This is a genomic window from Yersinia similis, from assembly GCF_001053095.1.
Classification (GTDB): Bacteria; Pseudomonadota; Gammaproteobacteria; order Enterobacterales; family Enterobacteriaceae; genus Yersinia; species Yersinia similis.
Window position 1 is genome coordinate 30,031 of the sequence record NZ_CGBP01000023.1, and the last position, 14,126, is coordinate 44,156.

The window sequence follows — 14,126 nt, forward strand, 5'->3', positions numbered from 1 at the left end:
ATCACACTGAATGTCTGGATTAATGACAATTAAAAATCAGATGATAACTGTATAATTAATAAGCCATTATTTAAACGAGAGATATCCTATTTTATTGCGGATAAACACTAGGGACGCGACCAATGCAATTTTTTACCAAAGCCGAGGGCGTTATTCGTCATTTTGATTTCCAGCAGATTGAGTTGCCAGAGAGGGGCAGAAGAGACCTTCGCTACCGGAAAACGACGGCAATAACGGTTGCGGGCCGCCTGTTCGGCATCGCCGCTCAAGAGGCTAATTTCACCACGATATTGAATGCCCTTTATCAAGGCGATAGTGCGGGATTGAGTGGCAACCGTGCCAGCCACTTGCGGGTTTATCAACATCAGTTCGCTATGACGGGTGTGCTTTTCTGTCATCAGAAAGAGCGCCATCTGATTTTCGTCAAATACGTAAAAACAGCTAGCGCACCACATATCCATGCCGCTGCCCGCGCATAAGGTCAACACATGTTGCTGGCGCAGGAAGCGGTTGATCAACAGCACGTCATCAGGATTATTCACGTCACTCTCCGGCGTAAAAACAGCGTTCAGTGTACATGAAATTTTCTTCTACTATTTGATCTGACCTGCCAATTTTCCCGCGTTCAACTTTTCCTCATTCAACTTTGCCTCTTTCAACTTTGCCACAACAGGCGATCACGGGATGTCAGAGTCTCGGCCGGGAAAGTGGCTAAGACGGCTTGATAACGTTTGGCATCCTGGGGGTAGCCCCGAGCCGCCTGCAAGAGCAGCCGCAATGCGCTGTCATAATCAATACCGCGCAAGTCACGGTAAGGCCACAGTTCCGGTTCAGCAATAAACGGCAACAGATAATCAACCCCCTGCTGAACATTGCGACCGTCTTGTACCCATTCCCAGCGATCAATCTCTATATGTTCCCCGTAGCGGCACAGCAGTAAATGGGCCTCCATATTAAACAAGGAGTAATGGAAAGGCACGGTGCGCTCCAATTCCATCCACTGCTTACCGTCTTGCGCAATCTGCGCCGCCAGCCGTTGCGTGATCCCTTGACGGATAATGGTGGTTACCAGCCCACGATCGCCGTAGAACATGGCATTAGCCGCACGTTGGACGTCATACCAAGTGCCGTGATTGTTATGCCAGACATATTCAGAATGGCCCACTTCGCTGTGGAACATCCAGTGGTTAAAGTCGCGGAACCACTGCTGCAATACCGCCGTATCTTCTGTATCCAACAATTTGGCTGGTGATATCAGGCCCAGGGTGTCTATCACCATCCACATCATGCGAGTATCAATCAAGCCCGTACCGCGCCCGGACACAATCCCAGGAATGGCCTGGCCGTAATTGAGATGCGGATTCATGCGGGTTTTGGCATCCAAAAACCAGCAACGGATCTGCTCTGCCGCGACCTGTGCATAGCGGCTATTGCCGGTAAAATAGTAGGCCAGCCCCAGTGTCAAACAGCGGTCACACATCCGTGCGATACGCTGAGTATCCGTATCATCGTTCTGGCTCTGCGGGTTGGTATGCCCATCGCGACGCACATAGGGTAAACCGTTAGGCTTGCGCGGGTTAGGCCACCAGTATGTGCCAAAACTATAGTAATCGTGAATATCACCACTGACAGGCAATAACGTCTTGTGGGTGACGCTTTCAGGCGACTGATCGCGCAACATATCCGCTTCACTCAATAACCGACGTAACGCCGGTTGCAGAGGTGAAAAAGGCTGCTGCAATATCGCCTTAGCTTTGATCAGGCAGTTAACATCCAGTGTATATAGTTTCATTGCTGTCACCGCCGTTTTTATTGCTGTCACGGGTGTTTTTATTGGCGTCATGAATATGGCCTCCCTTATGCCGCCTGGCAGTCAACCCTCAACCCCGTAGCAGCATCAAAGATATGGATACCCGCAAGCTTAGGTTGCAGATAGACCGTTTCCCCTTCACTCACCGCTAAACGTTGTTTAAATACTGAGGTAAAGCGGCCCCCACCCGTGCTGCAAAAGAGCTGCATATCCGAGCCAGTATTCTCTATCGCCGTAATGGTCGCTTTCAATGCGCTGGCACAGTGCGTTTCATCTACCACATTAACCTGCTCTGGGCGGATGGCGTAGACCACGTTTTGCCCCTCAGTGACGTGCAATCCAGCGGGCAAAGCCAGCAATGAGTTATCCTCCAATTGCAGCAGGAATTTATCGCCCTCTTGTACCACCGTGCCTTTTAACTGGTTGATTTCAGGCGATCCAATAAAGCCAGCAACAAACAGATTGGCCGGGCGGTCATACAAGTCTAATGGTGAACCAACCTGTTCAATACGCCCTTCACGCAGGACCACGATCATCTGGCCCATGGTCATCGCTTCTATCTGATCATGCGTAACATAAACTGAAGTGGTTTTTAGCCGCTGATGCAGTTCGCGGATCTCCCCACGTACCTGAGTGCGTAATTTGGCATCCAGGTTCGATAATGGCTCATCAAATAGAAACACCTGTGGGTTACGCACAATTGCCCGCCCCATGGCGACCCGCTGACGCTGACCACCGGACAAATCTTTTGGCAGGCGTTCCAGCAGCGCTTGTAAACCGAGTAACTCGGCGGTTGATTCGACCTTTTGGTTAATGTCTGCTTTGGACATCTTGGCCATTTTCAGGGCGAACCCCATGTTTTCACGCACCGTCATCTGGGGGTAAAGCGCATAACTTTGGAACACCATCGCGATGTCACGCATCTTCGGTTCCACATCAGTGACATCTTTATCATTGATGCCGACCGTGCCGCCGGAGATCTCCTCCAGCCCGGCAATCATGCGCAGTAAGGTAGATTTACCGCAACCGCTGGGGCCAACCAGCACGCAGAACTCACCATCAGGGATCTCCAGCGATACATCGCGGATCACATGGATGTCACCGTAAGATTTACACACGTTTTTAAGTACAACCGATCCCATTTTCTTTCTCCCTAGCCTTTAACCGCGCCAGACATGATCCCGCGATTGAAATGTTTTTGCAGACCCAGATACACAATGATGCTCGGCAACATCGCCAACAGCGTGATTGCAATAAAGATGTTCGGGGTGATGCTCTCATCGGTACGTAGCGTGCCGAGGATCACCGGAATGGTGTTCAGACTGTCCTGATTCACCACAATCAATGGCAACAGGTATTGATCCCAAATCATGATAAAGCCGAAGGTCACCACGGTACCCAATGCAGGTTTAACCAATGGCAAGATCACGTGGAAGAAAATTTGCCATTCGCTGGCACCGTCAATGCGTGCCGCCTCTTCCAGCTCTTTTGGAATTGCCGCCATAAATTCGGTCAATACAAAGATAGAGAAGGCCCAGCCGACAATCGGTAGGATCATGCCCAGATAGCTGTTGTACAGCGAGGCATCGATCACCGGCAGTTGCCAGTTGATGATCATATACAAAGGAATGGCGATCACTTCTTCCGGCAGCATCATGGTCGAAAGGATGATCAGACTGGTCAGGGAGACCCCGACAAACTTTTTACGGGCCAACGCATAGGCCGCCAGCGCACTGACTGATACCTGCAACACCGTGCCAAAGAACACCACAATGATCGAGTTCAGCAAGTATTGCCAGACACCGATATCCATCCAGGCGAAGATAAAGTTATCCCATGAGAACTGATTGGGCCATGCCAACAATTCACCGGGTTTCACCGGTGCCCCACTGAATGCCGTGGCAATAATTCCCCAGTATGGGCCAACAAAGACAATCAGCAGCAGACCATAAATTATCCAACGGCCGATACTGTTCCAGCTTTTACTTTTCATTACCAGTCTCCGGCTCGGGTTAGTAACGGGCGATCCGCTTTTTCAAGGTGAGATGACCAATCGTCAGCACCACAGTGAACGCAAATAACAGGAAGGACACCGCAGAGGCATAACCATAATCAAACTGCTCAAAGCCCAATTTATAGATATGCGTCATGATCATTTCCGTCGCATTAGACGGGCCACCGCCAGTGGTGGCGTAAACTTCGGCAAACACGCGGAAGCCACGAATAAATGACAGCATCAGGACCACAGAGAGCGCGGGGATCATGCCCGGTAACGTCACATAACGCAGGCGGTTCCACCAGTTGGCCCCATCCACGTTTGACGCGTCGTATAAATCACGGCTAATCCCTACCAGCCCGGCGATAAAAATCACCATGTTGTAAGGCACGGCTTTCCAGATATGCAACAGCATTACCGTCCACAACGCCTGATCGGTATCCGCCAGAAACCCCTGCGCTTCAATGCTGAACCACGATAAAACGTGGTTCACCACCCCGTTACTGGTCGGGTTGAACAGAATGCGCCACATTTCGGCGACAATCGCTGCACTGGTCACTGCGGGCAGGAAGATCGCGGTACGAATAAAACGCAAATGCCGTGCCGGCCCTTCCAGTAACATCGCCAGAAAGAAGGCGATAAAAGCGGCCACCACCATGGTGACCAGGACATATAACAAGGTGTTGAAGACAGCGGAGTGCAGCGCTTCATCACCAAAGGCGCGGGAAAAGTTGGCAAACCCGACCCACTCATTTGGCTGGTTAAAATTAACCTTGTAGAAACTCATCACCAGCCCCTGCAACATCGGGATGAATTTAAACCAGGTGAAGATGACCAGTGCCGGGGCCAGGAACAGCCACGGAACCAGGTTACGTTTCAGTCGGGGGGTTAGTGTTATCATTATTCACTCACTGCCCTAAGACGTTCTGTTTAGCCAGCTCATCGTTAACTTTCTGATTCACCGCTTTTAATTCTGCGACGATATCACTGTCACAGTTGGCTAAAATACGGTTGAAAGCTTCAGCGGTGACCTGACGAATAGGTGTCCAGTTAGGAACTTGTGGAATATAGCGGCCCTGTTCGGCATACAGATCGGCGAACATGGCCCAACGTGGATCGTCGTAGACCGCTTTGGTATCCACCAATTTATTGATCGACAAGCGCACGACTGGCATATTTTTGGTGCCCATCCCCATGCCTATCTGCTGCCCTTCAGGGGAGATCATGAACTCAATGAATTTCTGAGCAGCTGCTTTTTTCTGGCTGCTTTTCATCATAAAGACCGTGGTGCCTTCAGCCAGCGTAGCCTGCCCTTTCAGCCCCGTCGGTGGTGGGATCACTTCAAAAGCGTCGGTGCCGGGATCTTTATCAAATAACACGATGTGATACGGGCCGGAGAAGAACATGCCACTTTGGCCAGAACGGAATGAAGGGATCGCATCAGCGGTGGTCGCATTGATAGCCCCCGGCTGGACTGTTTTATCGCACACCATTCCACGCATGAAACTCAGCGTTTCAGTGGCTGCAGGCTCCTCCAACGAGGCAATAAATTTACCTTCACCGGCTGGGCGAATAAAGTCACCACCAGCCTGCCAAAGATAGGAGCTGATAAACCAACTGGCGTAGCCACGGGTTGTTGAACCGGGCAGAATAAAGCCGTAAGTATCGTTTTTACCGTTGCCATCGGGGTCATTAAAGGTAAAGGCTTTCGCCAGCGTGCTAATGTCTTGCCAGTTCTTAGGTTGTTCTAACCCCAACTTTTCCCGCCAGTCTTTGCGAATAAATAAGGCAAAGGTTTGAGCAGAAGTAGGAACCCCATAATATTTTCCATCAATATATTGGGTACTTTTCCAAGCGGTATCGAAGATGTTCTCTCCGCCAATAATATTTTTTGGTTCAATTGGTTCGACAATCCCTAGCTGCACAAACTGACCAATAGCCACGGCATCGTTGAAAATCAGGTCAGGTAGCGCGTTACCCGCAGCGGCCCGTGCCAGACGTTGTTCAAAATCAGTAGTGGCATTGAAATACTCAATTTTGATGCCGGTTTTTTTCTCAAACGTGTCAGCTTCTTTTTTATAAATGTTTTTAGAGTCATTACTTGCGCGGATCCACACTTGCAATGTTTCTGCGGCGTGAAGAGAAGGGATCCCCATGGCTAAATAAGTTAACAACAGCAAAGACTTTATTTTTACTTTTGACATTATCATTTGTGTCTTCATCTTAGCATCCTCGTTGAAATCTAATTTTTTATGAATTTACCCAGAAGTTTAAATAAAAAAACAGAATCGTAAAACACTCGGTAGCATTAGAACTCAGAGGAAAACAAAAAACCACACCATAAAAAACAAAACTTAATTCCAATTTGAAATTTCTGCTTGAGATCACATTTGTAAAATTACCAAAAAAAAGATAAAAACTTAATAACCACATAAAAACAGCAGGTTAAATGGTTTATTTTAAAAATTAAAAAAAATATGCAATTACTTAAAATGATGGAAAAACACCTAAAACAGAGATTTAATTTGAAGGCAGTCACAATCTAAATCAATTATTAATAGATAATTCATAAGATAGACTTGGATCACAAAAGTCCAAAAACTTTACCTTAGAATTCAACCAAAATATAAATGAGACAGAATTTATTTTCTCTGTCACCTGCGAATAGAGTCAATAACCACATTGTAAACAAGTGAAATTCCCGTTTAAAATATAAGTAGTAAATATATTTAATTAAGGAAATATTTTTATTTACACCGTTTAATCCATAAAAATAAGGAAAGTGATGATGTTAAACTCTGGTGCTAAAAACCTATTGCTGACTATTCTTCTGGGTACATCCCCCTTTATTTATGCCGCAGAAAGTCATCCGTTGTTATTAAAGATGGACGATATTAACTACAGCATTGAACAGATTAAACAAAACAACCCATTATATGAAAAATCTTATAAAAATCTGATAGCTAAGGCTGATAAAGCACTCAAAAAACCACTGTACTCCGTCATGGATAAAAGCCTCTTGGCCGCCAGTGGTGATAAACACGACTATTACAGTTTTCCGCCTTATTGGTGGCCAGATCCAAGCAAGAAAGACGGTATGCCTTATTTGCGTAAAGATGGGGAAACAAATCCTGCGGCCAACAGTGATGCCACCGATAAAAAGCGCATGAACAACTTCAGTGAAGACGTCTATTATCTGGCGTTGGCTTATAGCTTTACCGGTAAGCCTGAGTATGCCCAAAAAGCGCATGAACAATTGGTTAATTGGTTCGTAAATCCAGAAACTAAAATGAACCCGAATCTACAATATGCGCAGGCCATTCCAGGGATTAACGAAGGCCGAGGTATTGGTTTGATCGATAGCCGGGCGCTAGTTGATGTGATTGATGCCGTTGAATTGATCAGACCCGCCAATGTTCTCAGTGACAGCGATTATCAAGCCATTAAAGGTTGGTATGGTGATTTTTATCAATGGATGACCACCAGCCAAAATGGTTTCGAAGAAGATAACTGGCACAATAATCACGGCACCTATTTTGATATGCAGGCCGCCTCTTTTGCCCTATTCAGCGATCAAAAAGCCGCCGCACAGAAACGTTTGGAAATCACGCAATTGCGCCGTATCCCCTCACATTTTGATATGCAAGGCCGACAAAATGCAGAGCTGGAGCGCACCCGCCCATGGCATTACAGTAACTTCCATCTGGAGGCCTACAACAAATTGGGCCGTCTTGGGGAGGTTGGCGAGAAAGATATCTGGGACTTCAGCCTGGATGAACACAGCCTGAAAAAAGGCTATCAGTACGTTGCTGGTTTCATCAATACCGACCAAGCATGGCCATATAAAGATCTGGACGGAGTACAGGACAAAAAAGCTTTGGTCAATATGATTACGGCCGCTCGCGCCTACCCTGCTGACGTTGAATTCCAACAAAAAGCACAATATCTGATAGCAAAATACCCAGATACCGTTGAGATCTTACTTTACCCAATCACACAGAACCTGATAACGCAAAAATAAGCATCGCCGAGGACACGCCAGATATGAAGCAGTTTACGGATCGGCAGATGGTTAAAATCCGCCAGCGCGTTGTACTACAACCGGAAATGATCGTACTACAACCGGAAATGACCGTACAGCAACCGGAAATGACCGTGCGGCAACCGGAAATGACCGTACAGCAACCGGAAATGACCGTGCGGCAACCGGAGATTATTGCCACGCTGATCGCCGATAATCAGGTGGTTTTAGAGACCGACACACTGGTGCCCGCCACCGGTATCGCCACCTGGAATCATTACTATTATTGCCCTGAGCATGGTGTCCAGTTGGTATGGGATCGCTTTTCACCTCAAGCACACCGCTGTCCGGTAGATGATCATCTTTTTAGCGGCGAACCCTACGACGGTGCCTGGTGGCGGGCATTAAATGGTTTGAACGCCAAAGCCTGCAATCAACTGGGCTTGCTGTGGCAATTAACCGGAGAAATACGTTACTTCGATAAGGTGCGGGACATTCTGATGAGTTATGCCCGCTACTACCCTGACTATGAAGTCCACGGTGGTATTCCTTATAACGGGCCGGGTAAGGCGAATGCACAGACCCTGTGTGAGGCAAACTGCCTCCTTGATTTTGCCTTGGGCTATGACTTTATCGCTGATACGCTCAGCCAGGAGCAACGTGATTGTATTGCTGAACGCTTATTGCGGGTGGGCGCTGATTTCTTGATGCAACACCGTACCCGTCAGTTGCATAATCATGAAGTTAAAATCAGTAGCGCTATCGCGGTTATTGGCCTGATCCTTGAAGAGGAACACTACATTGAGTTTGCGGTTAACGCAGATTACGGCCTGCGCTATCAGTTGGAGCATGGCTTATTCAATGAAGGGCTATGGTTTGAAGGCTCGGTGCATTATCACTTTTATGCACTGCAAGGTTTTTGGTCATTTGAAAAACTGGCGGCAGGTAGCCGCTATAGCCTACTGGCTCTGCCCTATTACCGCGACATGCTCAGCTTCCCGCTCAAGTTGCTGATGCCTGATGGCACATTCCCGCGTATTAATGATTGTACCGCCGGTCAAGAACAGCTTAATCATGCGCATCTGTATGAATTTGCTTATCAGATCTACGGTAATAGTGAATATGCGGCGGCCCTGCAACATATTTATCGCCAGCAACCCCGTTTAAATCTGGATGCACTGCTGTATGGGGCTGACGCATTACCACTGCAAATTATTGATGTCATCCCGACCGATACACTACATGCACCAGATTGCGGATTAACCATCCTACGCCAACCACAGGCTAGCCGGGCATTGTTGATAAAACACAGCCCGTATGGCGGCGAGCATGATCATTATGATCGGCTGAATTTGATTCTGTTTGACGGCGGCCACGAAGTCCTACCCGATTTAGGCACCACCGGTTATGGCGCACAGTTGCATTATGGTTACTACAAAAACAGCGCCACTCACAATACGCTTAGTATCAACCAAGAAAATCAACCTCCTGCGGTGCCTTACATCCGCCACTGGCATCAGGCAGCAAACTTCAGTTGGCTGGATACCGAGGTCGATTGGAGTCAAACAGCGCCTAAGTTGGACAGCCATACCCGCGTGCAGTGGGATGAAGAGTCTTATCGTGATGTTAAATTCCGCCGCCGTATTTTATGGCTGGAAGATACGGTTATCGATATTAGCAATATCGCTAATCCCCATCAGCAACAGTGGGACTGGACGCTATATATCGATGGAGCCGCGACAGAACAGAAAGGTGAAATGGCGTCCTTCGGTGACAGCGGCCCGATGCAGTATGTGCATCAGGTGACCGCCCAACCACTGAACGGGGTGATTTCGTGCCGTTACCAAACCACAGCACGCCCACTGACACTTTGGTTAGCCGCTGATGCCACGCTATTTCAAGGGCTGGCCCCGGCGAATCCGTCGGTACGTGATCTCAGCTACCTGATGTTACGCAACCAACAACCAGAGGCTCAGGTAACCTGTGTTTTTGACTTGAATGACAGTAACCCGTTACTGCACGTTGAGGTGAAAACTAACGGTGAAACATTATCGATAGAATTAACCCGCCAACAGCAGACCATGCGGATAAACATTCCTTTAACCAGCAACCAACTGCCGCAATTTAGCCAGGCGTATCCATCTTAGCTAGGTGTATCTATCGCGGGGCCGCTTTTGCCCCGCTTCTCCGACTTCGTCTACTATCTGTTTTCTTCTCTTACACTGTTTTCTTCTCTTATACTGTCTGCTTCCCCTCTACTGTCTTCCGCCTACGGCACTCGGCCCTTCATCCACTCGCTATACTCTCGTGGCATTAACCCAATTTGCTGCTGGCAGATAAAAAGTCAGGATGCAATGCGTTGTTCCAGTGATAACATGCGGAACCGTTACCCTCGGACTGGAACAAGATTATGTCAGACAGCCTTTGGCATCTCTATTTGCTGCGTACCTCCAGCGGCATGCTCTATACCGGCATTACCACCAATGTAGCACGGCGGTTAGCACAGCATCAGGCGGGGAAAGGGGCAAAAGCGCTACGGGGCAAAGGGGAGTTAACGTTGGTCTTTCATTGTGAAGCTGGCGACCATTCGACTGCCTTAAAACTGGAGTACCAAGTCAAGCAGCTCAGTAAACAGCAAAAAGAAAAGCTGGTGATTAACCAGCCTTCCTCGTTAATGCCGTTATTGACAGTAAAACCGAATTAACGGCCCAACATATTGCTGCTAAAAGCGATTGAACGGGGCAGAGAACACCACTTCACCTTCGGCATTAACCAGCGTATCTTCTGCCAGTGCATATATCTGGAAAGCCTCTTCGCTACCGGGCCAACGGCAGGTTAGTTGATGGCGGGCTGCCGGTACAAAACCAAAACGTGAGTAGTAAGCTGGCGCACCTAGCACCACCACAGCGGCATAACCGAACTCATTCAGGGCATCAAGGCCCTCATACACCAACTTTTCACCCAAGCCCTGCCGACGCAAGCCCTCCTCCACGGCCAGTGGTGCCAATGCGACCCATTGGCGATCTTCACCACCGACCTCAACCGGGCTGAACGCCGCATAGCCGATAACAACACCTTCATCGTCAGTCGCCACAACCCCAAGCGTCAGCAAGCCATCTTCACGCAGTTGTTGTACCAGCTCCGCTTCATCATCCTGCTGGAATGCCCGACGCAGTAAAGCATCGATCCCCGGAGCATCGACCGGAATTTCAACCCGGATCAACACGATGCTAACCCGCGGGAAGTTGCCACCACGCCCTCTTGCTGACCCGCTTCGATAAACTCAGCCAACTGTTGCAAACCGACACGCAGTAGTGTCGGCATCGATTCCAAATCAATGGCATCCATTAAGTTTTTAACATACAGGCCCAATTCGGTATCCCCTTCAATACGTAACCGGCGCTGGAAAAACAGCGTATCCGGATCTTCTTTACGGGCAGCGATCAAGATCAGATCGTTGGCATCACCACTAAAGCTGACATCGGCGTCAGCCTGTTGGCTCACGAGCAGCTTGCCATTTTCTACCGTCACAAACCATTGTAACGCAAGGTCACTGACCTCGATTTTTAACCAACGAGACTCAAGAAACGCCAACTCACCGTCCAGCAGAGCCTGACGGAATTGCCAGTCCAGCATGTGTTCTAGTACCTGACGCTGCAAGGCAAATGGTGTGACTTTTAATGGACCTCGTAGCAGCGCCGGCCCTTGACGCACAAGATGTGCTCGTAGTTTTCCCAACACAGGCGGTGACTCCTTGTAATCCTGAATAAAATGATAGCACTGAATAAAATGACAATGCCAAGTACGGCTATTCTGCCACATTGCTAACCTATGAAAATGGGCTATATCGACAAATTTTGCATCAGAACATCTTCAGATGTATTGCTAAATATCAGAAGAATGTCACCAATGCGAAAGAAACTGCCTTAAATCAAGGTGCGATGTGAAGAGGTTAACTAAAATTACCGCTGGATAAAATACCAAGATCATCTATGCCCCCACATCTGCAACTTGAATTTGCAACTTGAAGCATGAGGGGTATATCAGGGAAATTCTATGGAGCTGCTGTGTCCTGCGGGTAACTTACCTGCATTAAAGGCCGCAATCGACAATGGTGCCGATGCGGTTTATATCGGTTTGAAAGATGATACTAACGCCCGCCATTTTGCTGGCCTCAATTTCACCGATAAAAAGCTACAAGAAGCCGTTAACTACGTTCATAGCCGTAAACGTAAATTACATATCGCCATTAACACTTTCGCCCACCCTGACGGCTATGCACGCTGGCAACGGGCGGTGGATATGGCCGCGCAACTTGGGGCTGATGCGCTGATACTGGCAGACCTGGCGATGCTGGAATATGCCGCTGAACGTTATCCGCAGGTTGAGCGCCATGTCTCGGTACAAGCTTCCGCCACCAACGATGAAGCCATCCGCTTTTATCAACGCCATTTCGATGTCGCGCGAGTAGTATTACCGCGTGTGCTCTCAATGCATCAGGTAAAGCAGTTATCGCGTACCAGCCCGGTTCCGCTGGAAGTCTTTGCTTTTGGTAGTTTGTGTATTATGGCTGAAGGCCGTTGCTATCTTTCTTCCTATTTGACCGGTGAATCACCCAATACCGTGGGGGCCTGCTCACCCGCACGCTTTGTCCGTTGGCAACAAACCCCACAAGGGATGGAATCCCGCCTAAACAACGTGTTGATCGACCGCTACGAAGACAATGAGAATGCCGGTTATCCTACGCTGTGCAAAGGCCGCTATCGAGTAGATGGCCAGCTCTACCATGCACTGGAAGAACCGACCAGCCTGAATACACTTACGCTATTACCCGAGTTATTTGCTGCCAATATTGCCTCAGTAAAAATTGAAGGACGCCAGCGCAGCCCTGCCTATGTCAGTCAGGTTGCCAAAGTCTGGCGACAGGCAATTGACCTCTATCAGGCTAATCCGGCGCAATTTACCGCCAAAGCAGAATGGATGGAGCAACTGGGCGCAATGTCCGAAGGTACCCAGACAACACTGGGCGCTTATCATCGTAAGTGGCAGTAGCCGGAGGAAATATGAAGTACGCCTTAGGCGCAGTACTCTATTACTGGCCAAAGACTGAGATTGAAACCTTTTATCAAGCGGCCGCCAACAGCAGTGCCGATATTATTTATCTGGGCGAAAATGTCTGTACTAAGCGCCGTGAAATGAAGGTCGGTGACTGGTTGGCATTAGCCAAAGCCGTCGCAAGCAGCGGCAAACAAGTGGTGATTTCTACGCTGGCGCTGTTACAGGCACCGTCCGAATTGAATGAACTGAAACGTTATGTGGAGAATGGCGAGTTTTTACTGGAAGCCAATGACCTCGGTGCGGTGAATATGGCCGCCGAGCGCGGACTACCGTTTGTCGCTGGCCACGCACTGAATTGCTACAACGCCTATACCCTGCGCATTTTACACCGTCAGGGCATGATACGTTGGTGTATGCCAGTTGAGCTGTCCCGTGACTGGTTGAGAAATGTACTGCAACAGTGCGACGAATTAGGATTTCGTCATCAATTTGAAGTTGAAGTTCTGAGTTACGGTCATCTGCCTCTGGCGTATTCCGCCCGTTGCTTTACCGCTCGCTCAGAAGACCGCGCCAAAGATGAGTGCGAAACCTGCTGCATTAAATATCCACAAGGGCGCAAGGTGATGTCACAAGAAGACCAACAGGTCTTCATCCTAAACGGTATTCAGACCCAAAGTGGCTACTGCTATAACCTCGGCAATGATCTGATCTCAATGCAGGGGTTGGTGGATATCATCCGTCTTTCGCCACAAGGCCCTGAGACCCTTAGCGTTATCGATCAATTCCGTGCTAACGAACAGGGTCTGTCACCGCTACCTGTAGCCAATAAAGCAGATTGTAACGGCTACTGGCATCGTGTTGCCGGGTTAGAACTGGTGTCGTAAACGGCCTTGCCTTATAAAGCAATAACAGGGAGATCATCACTGACCTCCCTGTTATTCATACTTATTAACTCTTAATCACAGCGGCACTTTATAGACCAAAGATGTACCCGATAGACTAAAGATGTGCCCGCGAAAAAATGTCTACCCTTTGGCTGAGTCAGATACCCCACCATCTAAAACTTTATACAACGTAATCACATTGGTTGAGATCCTCCGGTTTAGCGAAAATGTCACTGAAGGTGAAGAGGATTGATCACAAGTGACAAGAATGAACGCCACAAACAACAGGGGAAATAACCTTTTCTTCTTCGTAGGCTCACTCGTCTTTTAATCGCCGCATTTATTCCCCCTTCAGCA

Annotated in this window: 13 protein-coding genes; 5 read left to right on the top strand and 8 right to left on the bottom strand. The window is 48.5% G+C overall.

Going from position 1 to position 14,126, the window contains the following annotated elements:
- Positions 1-107 precede the first annotated feature (107 nt).
- From AC971_RS15705 to AC971_RS15730, 6 genes are all read right to left on the bottom strand, one after another.
- On the bottom strand, positions 108-542 hold the full coding sequence (locus AC971_RS15705; protein WP_025382432.1) for a YhbP family protein: 435 nt from the start codon (positions 540-542) through the stop codon (positions 108-110).
- A gap of 113 nt (positions 543-655) precedes the next feature.
- A complete protein-coding gene (locus AC971_RS15710) occupies positions 656-1,822 on the bottom strand; it encodes an alginate lyase family protein (RefSeq protein WP_025382431.1) in 1,167 nt (388 codons plus the stop codon).
- Between the two features lie 35 nt (positions 1,823-1,857).
- The gene (locus AC971_RS15715) at positions 1,858-2,952 is read right to left on the bottom strand and encodes an ABC transporter ATP-binding protein (protein WP_025382430.1); all 1,095 of its coding nucleotides are present in this window, start codon (positions 2,950-2,952) and stop codon (positions 1,858-1,860) included.
- An 11-nt stretch (positions 2,953-2,963) separates the two neighbouring features.
- Positions 2,964-3,803: a carbohydrate ABC transporter permease gene (locus AC971_RS15720; protein ID WP_002209279.1), complete on the bottom strand. Its 840-nt coding sequence runs from the start codon at positions 3,801-3,803 to the stop codon at positions 2,964-2,966.
- A gap of 19 nt (positions 3,804-3,822) precedes the next feature.
- On the bottom strand, positions 3,823-4,707 hold the full coding sequence (locus AC971_RS15725) for a carbohydrate ABC transporter permease (RefSeq protein WP_002209278.1): 885 nt from the start codon (positions 4,705-4,707) through the stop codon (positions 3,823-3,825).
- 7 nt (positions 4,708-4,714) lie between these two features.
- A complete protein-coding gene (locus AC971_RS15730) occupies positions 4,715-6,028 on the bottom strand; it encodes an ABC transporter substrate-binding protein (RefSeq protein ID WP_025382429.1) in 1,314 nt (437 codons plus the stop codon).
- 563 nt (positions 6,029-6,591) lie between these two features.
- Here AC971_RS15730 and AC971_RS15735 point away from each other — a divergent pair.
- The 3 genes from AC971_RS15735 (at position 6,592) to AC971_RS15745 (ending at position 10,531) form a co-directional block, all read left to right on the top strand.
- A complete protein-coding gene (locus AC971_RS15735) occupies positions 6,592-7,827 on the top strand; it encodes an alginate lyase family protein (RefSeq protein ID WP_025382428.1) in 1,236 nt (411 codons plus the stop codon).
- 128 nt (positions 7,828-7,955) lie between these two features.
- The gene (locus AC971_RS15740) at positions 7,956-9,974 is read left to right on the top strand and encodes a heparinase II/III domain-containing protein (RefSeq protein WP_038402519.1); all 2,019 of its coding nucleotides are present in this window, start codon (positions 7,956-7,958) and stop codon (positions 9,972-9,974) included.
- 263 nt (positions 9,975-10,237) lie between these two features.
- On the top strand, positions 10,238-10,531 hold the full coding sequence (locus AC971_RS15745) for a GIY-YIG nuclease family protein (RefSeq protein WP_025382426.1): 294 nt from the start codon (positions 10,238-10,240) through the stop codon (positions 10,529-10,531).
- 18 nt (positions 10,532-10,549) lie between these two features.
- On the opposite strand, the gene AC971_RS15750 is transcribed toward AC971_RS15745, so the two are convergent.
- The gene (locus AC971_RS15750; RefSeq protein WP_025382425.1) at positions 10,550-11,053 is read right to left on the bottom strand and encodes a GNAT family N-acetyltransferase; all 504 of its coding nucleotides are present in this window, start codon (positions 11,051-11,053) and stop codon (positions 10,550-10,552) included.
- Complete coding sequence (gene ubiT, locus AC971_RS15755; RefSeq protein ID WP_025382424.1) at positions 11,047-11,568, bottom strand: ubiquinone anaerobic biosynthesis accessory factor UbiT; 522 nt, start codon at positions 11,566-11,568, stop codon at positions 11,047-11,049. The genes AC971_RS15750 and ubiT overlap by 7 nt, the downstream gene beginning before the upstream one ends.
- 315 nt (positions 11,569-11,883) lie before the next feature.
- On the opposite strand from ubiT, the gene ubiU reads away from it, so the two are divergent.
- Together ubiU and AC971_RS15765 are read left to right on the top strand one after the other, a co-directional pair.
- The gene (gene ubiU, locus AC971_RS15760) at positions 11,884-12,879 is read left to right on the top strand and encodes a ubiquinone anaerobic biosynthesis protein UbiU (RefSeq protein ID WP_025382423.1); all 996 of its coding nucleotides are present in this window, start codon (positions 11,884-11,886) and stop codon (positions 12,877-12,879) included.
- A gap of 11 nt (positions 12,880-12,890) precedes the next feature.
- The gene (locus AC971_RS15765) at positions 12,891-13,769 is read left to right on the top strand and encodes a U32 family peptidase (RefSeq protein ID WP_025382422.1); all 879 of its coding nucleotides are present in this window, start codon (positions 12,891-12,893) and stop codon (positions 13,767-13,769) included.
- The last annotated feature ends 357 nt before the right edge of the window (positions 13,770-14,126 follow it).